This is a genomic window from Paenibacillus sp. HJGM_3 (assembly GCF_045062745.1).
GTDB lineage: Bacteria > Bacillota > Bacilli > Paenibacillales > NBRC-103111 > Paenibacillus_AA.
Genome location: NZ_JBJGED010000001.1, coordinates 261,095 through 277,484 on the forward strand (window position 1 = coordinate 261,095; position 16,390 = coordinate 277,484).

Consider the following 16,390-nt stretch of genomic DNA (forward strand, 5'->3'; position numbering starts at 1 on the left):
GCGAGCTACATGCTGCCCAGATCGAAACGGTTGCCGTCGGGATCGTATACATGGCAGTAGACCATGCCCCGTTGAAGAAATCCGAATACTTCCGACACCTGCGCACCGCTCTCCTGCAAGAACCGATGGTAGCGGAAGAAGGCATCCCGGCTCTGAATGATACAGCGCGGCCGGAACATCCCATCCACCGGTCCGGTCACTGGGCGATCGGACTGCTCCTCCAGGATCCATTCCGATCTTCCCTCCGGGTGGTAGTTGATCCCGAGCGTCATGACCGCATACCCCTGATCAGACTGGTCCAGCACCAGCTCCATCCCGATATAGTGGCGGTACCACTCGATCGAGCGTGGCAAATCCGACACCGTAATCCGGAACTGGTTCGCGTCGCCGAGCGAAGGGTCGTTCCACGCCGGATCCTCCACGACCGTCAATAGCATTTCGTTCTTCGTCGCCCACAGATCGAAGCTGGCTCGGCCCTGCGGGTCGGAATACATTTCCGATACCCGCACCCCGGCACCGAGCAGCTCCCGCCGTTTCCCGGCAAGATCCGCCGTTTTCCACCGCCAACGCACGTGCGGGTCGTAGCGCCCCTTCGTTACCGACGGTACCGGAGCCCCTTCCTCCGTAACGCCGGACTCGATCCATACGCCCCAGCCCATATGCGTCATGCGTCCCTGAACCGCCTGGGGTGCCGGCTTCCAGTTCTCGGACCGGGCGATCTTCCATCCTGCGTGCCGTTCGAACCAAGCGACCGCTTCCTCGTGATCCTCGAGGGTCGTTGCGATCTTGCCGCCGGGACGACCGCATATAGAGCTGCGCGAATGTCCAGACGGTCGAATTCCTCCGGAATCCCGGCGAAATCGCTAACCTCCACGGCCAAATAATACGTGCGTGTCGGACGCATCTTGCGAGTTCGAACAAGGCGCTATTCCGAAATGCAGCTCCGGATGAACGCGGTTCGGAATCGCGTGCAGCCGCTCGCTCCATCGCTTCGCCGCCTCCGGGATGAGTCGGCCGAATTGGTCCAAGCCCACGCACCGAATCGCCGCGAATTTCATGCTTCCGAGCGTTTGCAGCGGTCCCGCCGGCGTCACCGCGTGCTCCCCCTTCGTCGGGAACATGCTGCCGTGGAGCACCTTCCACGCATGCGGGATGGAAGTAGGCTTATAGTCTTCTGCTGGGAGTTGAGGGTTGGATTTCTTGGCGCTATGCTCCATTTTCAGAAACCTCCTAGTAATTGGCACCTTCTGTTACCAGTATAAGGGATCGCTAGGAGCCGGGGTATGTCTAAAATTATCAGGATGGGCGGAAGCCCTTATCCTACAAGTTGTCCAAGATTCGCTGTCCCGATAGAAAAGGGCGACATTGCCTGGCGCACAAGATAGGCGCTCGTTCCCGAATCCAGGGATGAACCGCCTCGTTTTTCATATGAAAGGCGTAATAACCAAGAATGGCAACCAGCATAAACCCTTCCAGCGTGTCGCAATCCACTGCAGGAACTTCGCTGGTACCGTAATATCCTTCGAGAAACCGACTCCTTAGTTCCGCAGGAACCATTAAGGCCCCCATCGAAACGTCCAGCGAAAAGTAGCCATAGCCAAACAAACTAAAATCGATAAAACTGAGCTCTCCGTCCCCGGATACGATCAGATTGCCCATATTCAGATCCCCGTGAACGAGGCCCCAGTTGTCCTGTCGTTTGCCCTTCCCTTCGAGCCGGGAGTTGATCAGGCGGATCGTTTCTTCCATCAGACGATAATCCGAAGGAAGAATCAGCCCCAGCTCAACCCCGTTTTGAATTTGCTGCAGCATTTGGATATGCCGTTCCGTGCCATGACTAGGCCGATGTTCGGGCGAGACCCGATCGTAGGTCCGGAAGAACTTGTGGAGCTCAGCCGTCAGAGCACCCAATCGGACCACCGTTCTATCATTCGATACGTCTTCCTTCAGCAGCTGCCTCCCTTCAATCCATGTAAGAAGCGAACAATGAACGATCTTCCCCTCATATTCCATATCTGTAATGAGCGCTTGGCGATCGTTCCGGACGGGGGATTGAAAACTGAGATTCGTTTGGGCTGTAATCGCCTCCAACAGCTCCAGTTCATTCCATAGACCTTGATCTGTATGCTGCACCCCTCTGAAATTGCCTGTCACCGGTTGATGGATGCGCAGCAGGTAGGAGCTCCCTTGATCTGGATCCGTGACTTTGTACGTCCGATTCTCATTATGGCGGAGAAACTCAATTCTAGATTGATGCATTCCGTATTGGCTCAGCACCCCGTGTACTGCTTCATCCGTCATCTCACGAACACCTTCCTATACTTTTCGGGCCAAAAAATCGTTGAGATGCTCTCCCAAAGCAGCAGGGTTGTCTAGCCAGGGGTAATGACCCGCATCGGAAATCAATCGGAATTCACCGCCCGGTACGCGATCCGCGAGTTCGTTCACGTATCGATACGATCGAGGGTCCACGTCCCCATGCACGAACAGCGAAGGAGACGTAATGGTTGCAACCTTGGATTGGAAGGCCTCATTCTCCAAATAGCGGTTGCTGTCGGAGCCTACCGTCCGATTCACTTCATCGTTCACAAAAGGCTCCTCCATTCGGGGGAGTCGATCGTATTGATCTTGTTTCACTACATCCGTTCTCAAGCTAAGCTCCCGGATCCGGATACGGGTCTCCTCCTTCGCTTCGCCTTCCAACGTATCCACGATCGCACGCAAACCAGCGTATCGTTCTCTGTCGGCCGCGTTCATCCGGTTGAGACGGTTCACCCGATAGTCGGCATGCCACGCGGGATTAATTCCCGTCCCAGATATGTAGATCAACGCCTTCACGCGGGAGGGATACTTGACCGTATAAGCTAATGCAAGCGAGGCTCCCCAAGAATGGCCGCACACAACCCAACGCTCCAGACGCAAATGCGCCCGAAGTTGTTCCAAATCCTCTATGAAGGTCTCCACGGTATAAGGTCCTTTCCTTTCGGACCTCCAGCTTCCCCGCTGGTCATAACGGATCGTTAGATAGCGCCGATGATCCAACAAGTCGGCCACCGGCTCCATATAATCGTAGCCCCCCGGACCTCCATGCAGGAGCACGATCGGAACTCCTTCCCGTTGCGTGATGTACCAGAGAGATACCCCATTAACGCTCGCAACTGTTCCTTTCATTACTAGTCCTCCATTCCCTAATCGAAATCCAATACCTAAAATCATAGCACAATCGTTCTTCCGGAACGTTGCCAAGAATCGTTTCAACCAATCAATCGGCTGCTCTGTCACATTCGCCATCGCCTTCGCGAACACGCACTTCAACATAACCTTGAAGCACATGCCAACCTTTTTTAATACTCTCTCCTATTAAACCTATCAAACTTTAGCATTTGCACTAATATAGTAATATGTAAAGTGAATACAGAAAATCAATATGATTTGGAGTTGTAGTCTAAATGAATAGAATCATTCCAATTTTACCGTGTCCATCCATTAAAGATCAGGTTGCTTTTTATGAACAGCTGGGGTTTAAAACAACGAATCAATTAAATCATCATAGTCCATATGCAGTCCTGAGCTATGGTGCAATTGAGATGCATTTTTATGGAAGCAAACAAACATTACCTCATGAAAATCCAAACATGTGCTATGTAGAAGTTGATGATGTCGATCAACTGTATGAGACTTTCACCTCAGCATACAAACGGGCTAATGGAAAGATTCCCCGTTCCGGAATTCCGCGAATATCTAAATTAAAGGATTTGGCAGAAGACAGAAGATTTATGATTACCGATCCGGGAGGGAATACCTTATTTGTCGGAACTCGAACTATTCACTTGACCGAGTCTGCTTTTTATAGAAGTTTGGAAAGCAAGGAGTATGCCAAACATTTTGAGACATTATACGATTTATTGTATTCAAAAGAGGATTGCCTAACTGCATTCAAGATGCTGGTGAAATTTTTCCCGGAAGATCTGTCTTCAATCGAAGTGAGTCAAATGGATCGCGCTAAAATCTTGCTGGTTGCTCTGGATATTTATTTACAGCGAGATCAAATGATCCATCAAAAGATAAACGACAAACTTTTGGCGCTATTCCATGAAAGCGACTTGCAATTACCCAACTGGAAAAAGCTGCATCGAAGATATCATGATATTTTACAAGTAGAATAGGAGGATTCAACTCTATTCAGGAAGTCTGTGGTATGATAGGAAACGAAAAAAAGAGATTTGCGGATAAAATAGAAGGGGTGGATTAGTCTCATGCAAGTAAAAGAATACAAGGATGTTTCCTATGGTCCTGATACCCGGAATGTGCTGGATGCTTATATCGTGGACCTCGGAGGCCGTCCTTCGCCGGTACTCATATTTTTCCATGGAGGCGGGTATGTGGGAGGCGGCAAAGCGGAAATTCTCTCCAATAGCTTAATGCAGGAGTGCCTGGAAGCCGGCATTTCCGTTGTGACATGCAATTACCGTTTCATTACTCAAGATCCGTTTCCAGCCCCTATGGAAGATGGAACCCGTGCGATCCAGTTCGTTCGCGGCATGGCGGACTCCTGGGGACTGGATCCAGGCAGAGTCGCTTCATCCGGTTCATCGGCCGGCGGGCACATCGCCCTGTGGAATGCGCTCAAAGGGAATCTGGCCAAGCCGGATAGCTCCGACCCGATAGAGCGGATCTCTTCCGAGGTTTGCGGATTCATCGGGTTCGGAACCCAGGCCTCGAAGGATCAGCGGTTTTACGAAGGCATTTATGAAGGACCGCATATTCAACCCAATCTTGCCCTGTTTTACGGCATCCCTTCTCTGGACGACCTGTACCGTCCGGAAATCCTGAAGCTCGCCGAAGAGGCGTCCGCGATCAATCACATGTCTCCGGCGGCCCCTCCTGCTTTTATGGTGTACCACTACGAATTGGATATGGATAAGCCTCACATCCCGGCAGACGCTCCCGTAGGCGAGGTCATTCATCATCCTATGCATGGTTACGTACTAAAACAGAAGTACGACGCGCTCGGCAAACCGTTCATTCTACGACACGTGGGAGACCCGGTTCGTCCCGGCGAAATGGTCGAGTTCTTGTTAGATTGCTTCAAAGCGGTCCGGTAATTCATGTAACAGCGTAAGATCCTCTGGAGTCGGCCCCTCCAGAGGTTCTTATTAGTTCAAGCGGAATCCGGCTTGATGCCGACCGACAATCTCCCCTCTGCTGTTGCGGATTTCTTCGGGGCAGAGCTCCAGCAAGCGGCCGATCGTATTCTCATCGGGATAGCCGATTTGTAGCAGGATCGAGGCAACCAAGTAAGGCCATTTCTCTTCGCTTCCGTCTAAAACCTTGAAGGCAAAAGCGAGCCCCTCCCGCTTAAGCGCGAAGCAGTAAATGCCTTTGGCTCCCCCTTTGGCGACAATGTTGGAATCCATCAGCAACGCCGGACAAATGAGCCGGGTACCGGACACCCACTCCGGCCGGCCGTTCATCGCGGCCGTCAAATCGCGGACCGCCTCAGAGGTTGCAGGGTCTCCGATCAATTCGGGACGTGCCAGCTTCAAGAACGCTTGAGCGGTATTGTACAGAGGCATGGCGAACACCGGAAGGCCGCAGCCGTCGATCCCGAGCTGAATGTGTTCCTGAGGCAGGCCCGCCATTTCACTTACGGCAGCGAGGACTTCCCGTTGAAGCGGATGATCGACTTGCTCATATCCTTCCAGAGCATACCCTTCGGCAAGACAGACCGCCAGCAGGCCAAGATGCTTCCCCGAGCAGTTATGGTACAATCTCCGCTCCTCCCTGCATTCATGACACAGCTGATAGTGGCTGGGCGCATGCAGCGGGTAGGTCGCGCCGCATACTAACTGGTCCTCATTCAAGTTGAGCTTGCGGAGTAGAGATTCGAGAGCCTCCACATGAAACGGCTGCCCCCGGTGGGATGCCGTGAGGACGGCCTGTTCCTCCATGGTTAAACCGTATCGCTTATGCAGCTGTCTTCGGAAAAAGGGAAGCGCTTGAAACGGTTTTGCCGCCGAACGCAAATAAGTTACGTAGTACGGATCCCCCGCCTGATATCGAATCGCGCCCTGACTGTCGACTCCAACCAGGTGACCCCAAAATTCGGTTTCGGCGATAGTTCCCCGCCATTCCTCAAGCAGTAATGCTGCTTTGTTCAATTGGACCTCGCCTTCCTTTTCTGCTCGGTTTGATGAATGATGTCGGCCGCTTGCCTTACTTTCTCTTTGTCGATCCCGCCGCTTGCCCGATGTCCGAAGCGTACTCCGGTACCCAAATGCACTTCCGTCAACTGCGTCTCGGCCAGAAACGAATCCAAATTGTCCGGCTGCAGCCCTTTCCCTGCAATCAGACGAAGCGGTGTCCCGGCTTGCAGCTCACACAGCGTCGTCCGCGCATTCCAAGCGCTTTCGGGGTGGCCTCCCGAGGTCAACACCCGGTCTATGACCGGAATCGTCTCCAGCACCTGCAGCGTCTCATACAAATCCGGAGTATCATCGAACGCTCGATGGAATGTCACGGGCAGCCCGGCCGCTGCCTCGCATAAACGTTGAACAGCCGGCACCGAGACCCGGCCGTCGGCATTTAATGCCCCGAACACCAAGCCGGAAGCGCCCAATCGCTTCGCCATTCGGATGTCCGCCAGCATCGTTTCGAGCTCATCGACGGTATACACGAAATCTCTGCTATGCGGCCGGATCATCACGCGAACCGGGATGGAGACGGATGCAAGTGTCCGTTCTATTAGTCCGTAGCTGGGGGTTAGCCCTCCTTCTTGAAGCGCGCAGATGAGCTCAATTCTCCCAGCTCCTGCTTGCTCGGCCGCCACCGCGTCTTCTACGCTCGTCGCGATAATTTCCAAGATCAATTTGGTTCCACCACCTTGATGCGAAATATAATTCTCCATTGGTCGTAGCGTTCAGTTAGGCGCGTGGGGAGGGCAGGCAGAGGGGTTCCGATCGCTGTTGAAATCTTGTACTTTGAATTGTTATTGGTATAGGTGAGCACAGGATTTCAAAGGCGAACGCTTCGCTTCTACACTCCCTCTGCCCGCCCTCTTTCCCTCACTTACTGATAAAGGCCGCCAAAGTGGCAGCCTTATATGAAAGTTATTCCTTTCTTCTTATCGGGACCCATACCTCACAAATGGATTCGGTGTGACTGTCATTCGCCCAATAGTATTTCTCCATACACGGTCCTTCCACCTGTTCAAAATTTGAAGATGGGAACCACTCGGTATATATTCGTTTCCAGACGTTTTGGATTTCTAACCCGATCTCAACGTCATCCGGAATCGATTCTCTACTATCGAACACTGCATAGCTTTGATCAGGGACATGAAGGATGGTCAACTCTTCCGGGGCGACCGTTCCTTCCAGCAGATCGGTACCCATCAAATAACGCCTAGTACCATCCTCGCTAAAATCAAAGTAATATCCGTTTAACAATGAGCCCGCTGGTCTGCCGACAACTTCGTTAATCCGGTCATGCGTGCCGTTCTTCCAAATCTCCTCCACGAATCCGGGTATTTCAGTGAACGCATCTTTCTTGATAATAACATCCTTGCCGACTACTGTTGAAGCATTTTCCTCCACAATGCGATAATTCATTTCGGTTTCCCCTTTAATCTGGATTTGAAAGGAGATTCGAGGAAAAGCTTTGAGCTTCACATTCTTTTTCTTTGCGGCAAGCGGCGTTACGCCATGCATCCGTTGAAATGCTTTGGCGAATGCTTCGGGACTCTCATAACCATACTTCAGCGCAATATCGATGACCTTACTTCCCGTCCCGGCCAACTCTTCCGCCGCAAGCGTAAGTCGACGGTTGCGTATATATTCGGCTACCGTAAAACCCGTCAAAGCATGGAACATCCGCTGAAAATGATACTTCGATGACATAGCAGCCCTAGCGATATCGTCGATCTCGATGTCCGTATGCAGATGTTCTTCCACGTAATCAATCGCTTGCCGAAGCAATCGGAGCCCCTCCACTGGTTCTCTCATCTCCTTTCTCTTCCAGTTTAGAAGAGTTGCTGTGTACCTTCCTGTTCGAGCGTGCTTCGTATTGTCACGGATGGGCTTGATCCACGCTATCAATCCCAGCAAAACTCAATACTCGACGACTCCAGGAGCTCCGCGAACGACCGAAACTGATCGTTGTATCGCTCAATGATTTGTGACGCCGTTTGGTCCCTTTGGCTATACGTACTATGACCGTCTTGAACCACCGTGACTTGATACCCTAATTCGGTGGCTCGACGGCATGTGGCATCGATACAGAAGTCCGTTTGAAGACCTGCCAAGACGACTTTTTGAATCCCGAGTGCTTCCAATTCCAATTGGAGATTCGTCTCGTGGAAGGAGTCAGGCTTCTGCTTCTGAATGATGATTTCCCCGCGGGCGGGAGCGATCTTGGGGTGTATGTGCCAGCCCTCACTATGGGTTTCGAGCGGTTCCCCCTCCCCTTCATTATGCTGGACATAGATAACGGGAACATCAGATGCTCTAGCTTTTTGGATCAGTCCGCTGATTCTCTCTAGCAAACCATCACCATCATAGACAGGATAGGATTCCAGAAACATGCCGTTTTGCACATCAATGACCAGAAGGGCTGTATTCTTATTCATGATGAAGCTCTCCTCTCGTTTCACACGGTACGTCTGATTAAACGACTGTGAAATTCACTCCATAAAAGGACAAGCCCAACTTGCTCGCTACCCTCTGGGAAGCTAGGTTCTCCCACGAAGTACTGTATAACGGGAGACCTCCTCCCTTCCGCACCTCCATGGCCCAATCGGCTACAACGGCGGCGGCATATCCCTTGCCACGATATTCGACCAAGGTCTCGAGCCCAGCTTCGTGTGCTTGGGATGTAACGCGAACGCTGCGGCAAATCGATACAGCCCGGTTAGCGTGTAAGAAAGCTATACAAGGCTGTACGTAGTCTATTTCTTCAGCCAGCCATTCGAACCCATCGAGCCCTACTTCCGAGATATTGTCCCGGGTAAGCCGGACGACCTGCCTAGTCGACGCGGCTTCACGAGGGACAAGGAAGCAGGGTCCCATCGTAAACTTGTCCGCCTGGAGGTAGTTCAGGTAAGCGTCGAAATGTTTCGGTTTACTCTGGAAGTCACTGACCGCCGGTTCGTCGGCACACAATTCCTCCAAAGGCTCGATTAGCCGCTCCGGGATATCATACCGAAATCGACAGATCGCCGTTCCCTCTATAGTACGCCCCAAGAAAAAACGAGGGGCCAAAGCCTCACCGGGCCAGGGCTCGTTGATCGTCCGAATGCGCCTGTTCAGGTCATGTGTGAACATCGCTTCGACATGCCTCTCCATCAGTTCATGGACGGTTGGTTTGCTTTCTTCACGTTCGCTCATGCTTCCCTCCCTCTAGCTTCTCAACTCATTCACCGTTACGAAGCGGTACCCTTGCTGGGTCAAGTGTTCCAATATACCCTCGATCGTCTGTAATTGTTGTCCCGTCTTATCATACATGGGATGCAGTAAAAGGATGGAGCCCGGCTTTACTTCTTTTCTCACAGCCTCTACTTTGTCTGCCACGGAAGTATAGTAGGTATCGGGTTCGAGATTCCACATAATCGTCGGCATGCCTTGATCGTGCAAATAATGCGGTAAGCTGAACAGCTTCTTCCCATAGGGTGGACGGAACACAATCTCCCCTTTGTAGCCCGCCTCCCGGATCAAGTCGTTCGTTTGTTCGATTTCACGCTGCACGTAGGATCGGCTTTTGAAGAGGATCCGTTCATGGGAGTACGAGTGGTTGGCCAGTTGATGCCCAGCATCCACGATCCGTCGGGCCTCTTCCATGTGGCTCTTCAACTCGTTGCCGATCACGAAGAAGGTTGCCTTCGCTTGGTACTTGCTCAAGACCGGCAAGATTTGCTCTACGTTCCCAGTCGGCCCATCATCGAAGGTTAGAGCCACGACTTTCTCGCTCGTCTCCACATGATCCGTAATGCCTCCGAATAACTGAAAGCTCCGCGAGTTCATCAGCCTCTGCATCCCGTATAATAGCAGCACGATCACTAATAAGATCAGGCCAGCTATACTTATTTTTCTCCACACGGCTACTCCCTCCTTCCCTATAATCCAAGTCTACTACATTGCCCGGAAATTGAAATAAAAAATGCATGGTCATGTGCGTAGCGCTAAGGTCTCCAGCCTCACCCAGAATGTAGGCGACAGCCAGGGTACTCATGCCTTCATTTATTCTATTGAGGCTGTCCGCTTCATTGCATATAATGAAGGTACCGCCCTTCGGGGAGATCGTTAAGGGAGGCCGCGATGAACGAGACCGCATTTGACGAACCATTATTTGCAAGCTTGAAGCCGGGCTTAACCTCGTTCTGTTACCGCATGCTAGGCTCCATGGACGATGCGGATGATGCCGTTCAGGAGACGAGTATTCGGATCTGGCAGAGCTGGAGCACGTTCAGACAGGATTCCTCGTTCAAAACTTGGGTCTATCGGATTGCCTCCAACCTGTGCTTGGACAAGCTGAGACAATCCAAACGCCGCGCGCTTCCCGTTGACCTGTTCGATCCGGCCGTCGCCATCGTCGAGCCGCGCGACACGCTGCCGGACTCTGCCTGGATCTGGCCGTCTCCCGACTTTGGGGGCAATCCGGAGGATCGGCTCGTCCGCAGAGATACCCTTCAACTGTGCTTCATCGCTCTCCTGCAGACCTTGCCTCCGCGGCAGCGCGCGGTACTCATTTTGAAGGATGTATTTGAATGGTCCTCCAAGCAGATCGCGGAAACGTTGGCGATGTCGCCGGCAGCGGTGAACAGCGCCTTGCAAAGAGCCCGAGAGACGATGGACCGGGCGCAGCTTCGCTCGGATGAGCTCAGCAGCATGGACGTTCAACCGGAGCAGCAGCTGCTGTCCCGGTATGTGGAGGCCTTCGAGCAATTCGATATTGCTGCGCTCGTCGCGTTGTTCCACGAGGAAGGCTGCATGTCGATGCCGCCCTTCGAGATGTGGATCCGCGGCAAGGAAGATTTGTCCGCCTTCTATTCGCTTACTCGCTGGCATTGCGAAGGTTCGCGATTGGTGCCCATTACGGTGAATGGCGGTTATCCGGCGTTGGCCCAGTATATGCCGGGCAAAGAGGGCTCTGGCCTGGTACCCTGGGGCATCCATGTCATCGAAACCAAAGAAAATCAAATCCTGCACGTTCAAAACTTCATTCATACGCCATTATTTTCGCGATTTGGGCTGCCTGAGCGAATTGACCAATGAATTTCGTCATCGGCTTACGTCTATTTCATTGAGAATAACCAAACGACGAATATCATGAGAAAGCTCCAATCCCATACCGAACAAAACTAATCATCGCGAAGAAGACGCCGGGGAAGATGCCCGGCGTCTTTCTTTTTGAACCCTAGTACGAGCGTGCTCTCCGTTAGCCTTAACCTTGTGCCGCATCCATGTTCATGTAGTTAATGGCCCACAGATGGCCGTCCAAGTCCACGAAGCCCCAATGATACATGAACCCATGATCTTCAGGGTCAGCGTGCAATTTCCCGCCCAAGGAGACCGCGGTATTCACGATTTCATCGACCTTTTCCCGGCTCTCGAAGGCCAATGCGATCGTCATCTGCGCATACTTGCTCGTATCGACGGATTCCTTCTCCGTGAGCGTATTAAAGAATGCTTGATTGATCAGCATGACCTGCAGGTTGTCGCCGATCACGATGGCTACCGAATTCTCGTTATCGGGGAATTGCGGGTTGAGCTCGAATCCGAGTCCGGTGAAGAACGCTTTCGATTGTTCTACGTTTTTTACAGGCAGGTTGAAGCTCGTGAATGCGGACGTTAATGCCATTTTCAAAACACCTCTTCGTCAAATTAGTTGTGTTCATTTATGCCTTCGTTTATATAGACGACAGCCGATCCGGGAATTCATCGGTCTCATGGATTCGGAAGCGTAAATTTTGAAAATTAACTTGGTATTGAGTTCGGATACCCGCCATTCACCTTAAGGTTGCTTATTCTTATTGGGCAGGGATAAAGATTGAACCTCTATAAAAAGGAATTCGTCATCCATCAAGACGTTACGGTTTCCACTCCAGCAAGCTCCGCTCGCATCCGCTCCAACAAGACGACACCGGCTTCTTCGCTTGTCTGGGCCAGCTGGAGCAATCGGATGGCCTCTGCCGCATTCGCCGGGTCGTTCGGCTCTCCGCCATGCGGGTGCGGGAACAGCTGCTGGAAGTCGAGCAGCGCTTCGGCTACCTTCTCATAATGGACGGCCGCTTCCTCAGCCAACTCCCGAACCCGTTGATCCGGCTCCGAATTCCCCGGCCACTTGGCCGGCAGGGACCGTAAGAACTGCGTCGCATATTCCCTGGCATCCCCGACAACCTCCGCGTTGTAGGCATTGCCGAAGGGATTCACCGTACGGTTACGGAACGCTTGGATCCAGGCCTCGTAACCGGCCAGACCATGCCTGAATTCTTTAGACAAGGTCGGGGCTTGCTCACGGGCAAAGGGTACGATGCGGTCGAGTGCCCTTTTCCACGCTTGTTTCGGGTCAACCGGAATCGATTCCCGGACGCGCACCATACAGACGAAGTTAAGTGGCAACTCGTTCAATTTCGCATAAGGCAGCGGGCCTTCGTGGGACGGGTCCTTGCAGTAGAGCTCCTGTTTCTCATCATCGTATCCATAAATCACGCCAAATTCGGGAATAAACAAGCTCCAGCCGATGGCCGGGATGCCCCGGTCAATCGTTTCCTGTGCGAATTTGACCGCCTGCTCCAGCTTCTCCGGCGGGGCCGGCGTACGAAACCCATGCAGGTGTTCGCAGGTGAAGCCGAGAATATGGAGACCCTTCTCCAAAAGCTCCGTCGGCGAGAACATCGTCGGTCCCGCCGGGCTGACATCGCCCGGATGGATGTTGATGCGGAATGCATGATCCGTCAGCCCCATCACGTCGACCAGCGTGTACATATCTTTCTTATCGGTGTACTGCAGGACGGCATAAATCGATTGCGCTGCGGCTGTAAAGGTCTTTTCCCAAGAACGTTCTCTCATAATACAGTCATCTCCTCACATGGGGATCGGCGGCGCAAGCACTCGGCGAGTCGTAGAGCCGGCTCGCTTCTTCTCCTGCGCATATCCATGAAAATAGACACGAATTCGTTCCCTCTGCACCTTCGTACGCGATCGGGAAATGGAAGTGTACACAGAGCCTATCGTAACGCCAAGGGCATCCGCAATTTCACCAGGCGACAGCTGTTGGAACACATGTGCCTCGAAGATGGAGCGTTCTCTCGGCGTCAAACATCGCAACAGCTCGTACAAGCCGACATAGAGCTCCTTTCGCATCAGCCGCACTTGCGGATCTTGACGATCGAAGCGCTCTTCGTCCAACCGGCTGGTCATCCTGAACAGCAAGCGGTCCAGGAGGGACACTTCACCTAGCTGTGCCGGCCTATCCGCGTTTCGGGCGTCCAGAGCGGAAAAGGAGCTCTCTTTTCCATTCGGACCTCCCCTGCGAAGTTTCATCATCGCTTGATTGCGGACGATCCGCTGCAGCCAATATTGGAACCGTCCAGGCTCCATCAGCGTTTCGATATGCAAAAAAGCCGAGAGAAGCGCCTCCTGCACAACGTCCTCCGCCAGATGGCCGTCCTGCGTGATCGAGGATGCCCACCCTAACGCTCTTTCCCGATGCCGCCGCACCAATTCGCCGAACGCCTCCCGATTGCCGGTGCGTGCAAACTCGACAAGCTGCGCGTCCGGAAGCGACGCTACCGGCTCGGAAGCCTCTTGCTCAGACGCAACATGAGGTTGCATCAGCTCTTGCGTATACACAGCTTCACCCCTGAAAGCCATCGTGGTCTTGATTCGTGTCATGTAATCTTAGATGCCGCATGTCGGAGAAACCTTACAACCTATACGAAAATTGTTCGAATCATAATTCGTATGTTGTACAATGCTCATCCCTCCGAGCAAGACCTTTGACCGCAGGAAGGACAGATTGTACAGCCGGCGTCGATGGGCACCGGGTACTCGCTCAGACAGGTGTAGCATTGGATGATCTTGAACTTCTCTTGCTGATCGGCGGGTTGTTGCATACAAGAACCTCCTAGGAATGTACGTTCATATCCTCATTATAACGAACGTATGTTCCTATTTCAATATCCCACCTACAACTTCACTCCTAACTTTCCCTATGAAATGAACCTGCAACATATAAAAAGCTCTTAGTGGTTGTCCATTCCTATTATCTACCTGATCATATAATATTGTATACAAAACGGTTGAGGTGTTTAGATGACAACTGAAAAGGAAGCCTTCGGTAATTGCAACGGACATTAGGCACTTGTCGGGCTCCTAAAAGGTGAAAGGAGTGAGGTAGAACGAAATGAGATTCCGTACACCATGGTTTATTTACGCCGGAATGATGTGGACCGCGCTTTTTGCCTTCATGAGTTTTTACTGGGCGGCCGGCGGGATGATCGGAGTTGAATCGTTGGGCGGGAGCATCTACGAAATGGCGCTGACCCGTCCTCCGGGGTTTATCGCCTTCGTTTGGGTCACCGGGATTGTCAAATTAGCAGGTGTGGTTCTTTTATTCGGTTTGCTTAGAAGCAGCAATGCCCGTACAAAGTTAAGGAGACCGTTATCTATTGTTTGCCTTATAGCCGGAATCTTTATGATTCTGTATGGTGTCGGTAATTTCATTACCATTTCCCTATCCGCGATGAACGTATTGCATTTTGATTTGACCCCATATGCGTTTAGATGGAGACTCCTCTTCTGGGAGCCCTACTGGATCTGTGGCGGACTTTTGTATGTACTGGCTGGTTATAAACTAAAATGAACCGAAGCTGCCGATAAACCGGCAGCTTCAATAAAGTTAGATCTGCAGCACCATACCGTCATAGGCGACCGTGATCTCGTGCGGACCGAAGATGGCCAGCAAATCCTCATGAAGAAGGTGGGCATTGTGGGAAAAATGGGTGACCACCACTTGGCCGCCTAGCTGCAGCATGTTCCACTCCACAAACCGCTCTTTGGTCCGCACAGTTGATTCGATATTCATGTGAGTAGAGGCGTCGAGCCAACCGCTCGTGCACTCAAGAATGGCCAGATCCAGCTTTTTATCACGCAGCCACTCCCACGTCTCGTCCGGAAACCACCCGCTGTCATGGCCGTATAAAATCGCTTTTCCGTTTTTTTCAATATAGTAGATGAGGCAAGTCTCCTTCTGGTCATGATAGGCCGGCAAGGGTACAATAGACGCGGTCTGCAATTCCGTACGCCGGAATGGAACGACTCTACGTAAGTCGAACTTATCTTTTCCCGTTCCAAGCACCTCCCTGCATTTGAGGATCGAAAGGTCATTCCCGTAGACCCCTATCTTGTGTTCCGAAGAACGCGCGTAGCCCGGATACCTCGCGAGCAAATCCTCGGCATACAAATGATCGGAATGCGAGTGGGTGAGAACCAGATCCCGAATCGTCTCCAGATCGAGCTGGTCCCGCAGCATGTGCAGATATGTATCCGGAGGAAAATCAACCTTCAACTCATCGTCTATCATGACCGATGTCCGTGTCCGGATATTTTTGCCGCCGAGCTGCTTCGCTTTCTGACACAGGTCGCATCGGCAAAACATAGAAGGGATGCCTTCGAACGCAGCCGTTCCCAAAAAGTGAACCTTCATTACTTTCTCCTCCTAGCAGCGATTTTTCATGAGAAGGATGATTCAAGACCACTATTGCATGATCCTGCCAATACGTCAACAAGGGGGTCGAGTGTCTGAGTGGATAAAAAAAAGAACACCATGCGGCATGGTGTCCTTCTCCTATTCTGTAAGGCCTCACTCGTCGGCGCTGGGACCGTAAATACCAGGTACCGGAACATCCAGCAACCGAAGATACACCGTCAACTGTCCCCGATGGTGGTACCAATGATTGAGAAGTAACGTGCGGACCTGCTCGATTCGCGGCGACTCGATGACGACGGCGCCCTGCACGGTCAGTCTGAACGTGTCGCGAAGACCTTCGTCTCCCCATGAACGAAGGATTTCCTCCGCCGTGGCTACCTGTTCCTCGAGCACCGAGAGAATCTCCGAGACGGATCCCGCTTCCGGGAGTGGCACAATCGGCATTTCACGGACAGGGACATTCAGCAGCTCGGCGAGCCCTCCAGGCAATCCTGCCGTATGCAAGCCCAATTGCCCAAGCGACATCGATTTGGCATGCGGCTTCCAACTCAGGCTAGCTTCCGGAATACGCTCCAGAACACGGCGAGTAGACAGCGCCTCCCGACGCAGTTCTTCCAACAACTCCTGTACAGTACTCATATGAATCTCCTCCTTTGTCGGCTATCTCAATTATAAGGTAAACCCA

Annotated in this window: 20 protein-coding genes; 4 read left to right on the forward strand and 16 right to left on the reverse strand. The window is 52.3% G+C overall.

The window, feature by feature from the left end; all coding sequences use genetic code 11:
- Positions 1-5: 5 nt before the first annotated feature.
- From ACI5FR_RS01145 to ACI5FR_RS01160, 4 genes are all read right to left on the reverse strand, one after another.
- The gene (locus ACI5FR_RS01145; RefSeq protein WP_405449171.1) at positions 6-668 is read right to left on the reverse strand and encodes a VOC family protein; all 663 of its coding nucleotides are present in this window, start codon (positions 666-668) and stop codon (positions 6-8) included.
- 195 nt (positions 669-863) lie between these two features.
- Complete coding sequence (locus tag ACI5FR_RS01150; protein ID WP_405449174.1) at positions 864-1,217, reverse strand: hypothetical protein; 354 nt, start codon at positions 1,215-1,217, stop codon at positions 864-866.
- A 103-nt stretch (positions 1,218-1,320) separates the two neighbouring features.
- A complete protein-coding gene (locus tag ACI5FR_RS01155; protein WP_405449176.1) occupies positions 1,321-2,301 on the reverse strand; it encodes a phosphotransferase enzyme family protein in 981 nt (326 codons plus the stop codon).
- A 15-nt stretch (positions 2,302-2,316) separates the two neighbouring features.
- A complete protein-coding gene (locus ACI5FR_RS01160; RefSeq protein ID WP_405449179.1) occupies positions 2,317-3,171 on the reverse strand; it encodes an alpha/beta fold hydrolase in 855 nt (284 codons plus the stop codon).
- A gap of 278 nt (positions 3,172-3,449) precedes the next feature.
- Between ACI5FR_RS01160 and ACI5FR_RS01165 the strand changes: the two genes are divergently transcribed.
- Both ACI5FR_RS01165 and ACI5FR_RS01170 read left to right on the forward strand, forming a co-directional pair.
- On the forward strand, positions 3,450-4,166 hold the full coding sequence (locus ACI5FR_RS01165; protein ID WP_405449181.1) for a VOC family protein: 717 nt from the start codon (positions 3,450-3,452) through the stop codon (positions 4,164-4,166).
- Positions 4,167-4,256: 90 nt separating this feature from the next.
- Positions 4,257-5,105: an alpha/beta hydrolase fold domain-containing protein gene (locus tag ACI5FR_RS01170; protein ID WP_405449183.1), complete on the forward strand. Its 849-nt coding sequence runs from the start codon at positions 4,257-4,259 to the stop codon at positions 5,103-5,105.
- A 51-nt stretch (positions 5,106-5,156) separates the two neighbouring features.
- Here ACI5FR_RS01170 and ACI5FR_RS01175 read toward each other — a convergent pair whose 3' ends face one another.
- From ACI5FR_RS01175 to ACI5FR_RS01200, 6 genes are all read right to left on the reverse strand, one after another.
- A complete protein-coding gene (locus ACI5FR_RS01175; protein ID WP_405449186.1) occupies positions 5,157-6,161 on the reverse strand; it encodes an asparaginase in 1,005 nt (334 codons plus the stop codon).
- The gene (locus ACI5FR_RS01180) at positions 6,158-6,868 is read right to left on the reverse strand and encodes a copper homeostasis protein CutC (protein WP_405449189.1); all 711 of its coding nucleotides are present in this window, start codon (positions 6,866-6,868) and stop codon (positions 6,158-6,160) included. The genes ACI5FR_RS01175 and ACI5FR_RS01180 overlap by 4 nt, the downstream gene beginning before the upstream one ends.
- 241 nt (positions 6,869-7,109) lie before the next feature.
- A complete protein-coding gene (locus ACI5FR_RS01185) occupies positions 7,110-7,976 on the reverse strand; it encodes an AraC family transcriptional regulator (protein ID WP_405449192.1) in 867 nt (288 codons plus the stop codon).
- A 116-nt stretch (positions 7,977-8,092) separates the two neighbouring features.
- Complete coding sequence (locus tag ACI5FR_RS01190) at positions 8,093-8,626, reverse strand: cysteine hydrolase family protein (RefSeq protein ID WP_405449195.1); 534 nt, start codon at positions 8,624-8,626, stop codon at positions 8,093-8,095.
- A gap of 37 nt (positions 8,627-8,663) precedes the next feature.
- Positions 8,664-9,383: a kasugamycin N-acetyltransferase AAC(2')-IIb gene (gene aac(2')-IIb, locus ACI5FR_RS01195; protein ID WP_405449197.1), complete on the reverse strand. Its 720-nt coding sequence runs from the start codon at positions 9,381-9,383 to the stop codon at positions 8,664-8,666.
- Between the two features lie 12 nt (positions 9,384-9,395).
- Positions 9,396-10,091, reverse strand: coding sequence for a polysaccharide deacetylase family protein (locus tag ACI5FR_RS01200; protein ID WP_405449199.1), 696 nt, complete (start codon positions 10,089-10,091; stop codon positions 9,396-9,398).
- Positions 10,092-10,310: 219 nt separating this feature from the next.
- On the opposite strand from ACI5FR_RS01200, the gene ACI5FR_RS01205 reads away from it, so the two are divergent.
- Positions 10,311-11,267, forward strand: coding sequence for a sigma-70 family RNA polymerase sigma factor (locus ACI5FR_RS01205; RefSeq protein ID WP_405449202.1), 957 nt, complete (start codon positions 10,311-10,313; stop codon positions 11,265-11,267).
- A gap of 169 nt (positions 11,268-11,436) precedes the next feature.
- Here ACI5FR_RS01205 and ACI5FR_RS01210 read toward each other — a convergent pair whose 3' ends face one another.
- The 4 genes from ACI5FR_RS01210 to ACI5FR_RS01225 all read right to left on the reverse strand — a co-directional run bounded on the left by ACI5FR_RS01210 (position 11,437) and on the right by ACI5FR_RS01225 (position 14,110).
- Complete coding sequence (locus tag ACI5FR_RS01210) at positions 11,437-11,853, reverse strand: VOC family protein (protein ID WP_405449204.1); 417 nt, start codon at positions 11,851-11,853, stop codon at positions 11,437-11,439.
- Positions 11,854-12,074: 221 nt separating this feature from the next.
- Complete coding sequence (locus tag ACI5FR_RS01215; RefSeq protein ID WP_405449207.1) at positions 12,075-13,064, reverse strand: cysteine peptidase family C39 domain-containing protein; 990 nt, start codon at positions 13,062-13,064, stop codon at positions 12,075-12,077.
- Between the two features lie 15 nt (positions 13,065-13,079).
- A complete protein-coding gene (locus ACI5FR_RS01220; protein ID WP_405449210.1) occupies positions 13,080-13,847 on the reverse strand; it encodes an RNA polymerase sigma factor in 768 nt (255 codons plus the stop codon).
- 125 nt (positions 13,848-13,972) lie between these two features.
- Complete coding sequence (locus ACI5FR_RS01225) at positions 13,973-14,110, reverse strand: hypothetical protein (protein ID WP_405449213.1); 138 nt, start codon at positions 14,108-14,110, stop codon at positions 13,973-13,975.
- Between the two features lie 290 nt (positions 14,111-14,400).
- On the opposite strand from ACI5FR_RS01225, the gene ACI5FR_RS01230 reads away from it, so the two are divergent.
- The gene (locus ACI5FR_RS01230; RefSeq protein ID WP_405449215.1) at positions 14,401-14,859 is read left to right on the forward strand and encodes a DUF3995 domain-containing protein; all 459 of its coding nucleotides are present in this window, start codon (positions 14,401-14,403) and stop codon (positions 14,857-14,859) included.
- A 36-nt stretch (positions 14,860-14,895) separates the two neighbouring features.
- On the opposite strand, the gene ACI5FR_RS01235 is transcribed toward ACI5FR_RS01230, so the two are convergent.
- Together ACI5FR_RS01235 and ACI5FR_RS01240 are read right to left on the reverse strand one after the other, a co-directional pair.
- Entirely contained in the window at positions 14,896-15,702 is an 807-nt protein-coding gene (locus ACI5FR_RS01235) for an MBL fold metallo-hydrolase (RefSeq protein WP_405449218.1), read from the reverse strand.
- A 156-nt stretch (positions 15,703-15,858) separates the two neighbouring features.
- A complete protein-coding gene (locus ACI5FR_RS01240) occupies positions 15,859-16,344 on the reverse strand; it encodes a DinB family protein (RefSeq protein ID WP_405449221.1) in 486 nt (161 codons plus the stop codon).
- Between the last annotated feature and the right edge of the window lie 46 nt (positions 16,345-16,390).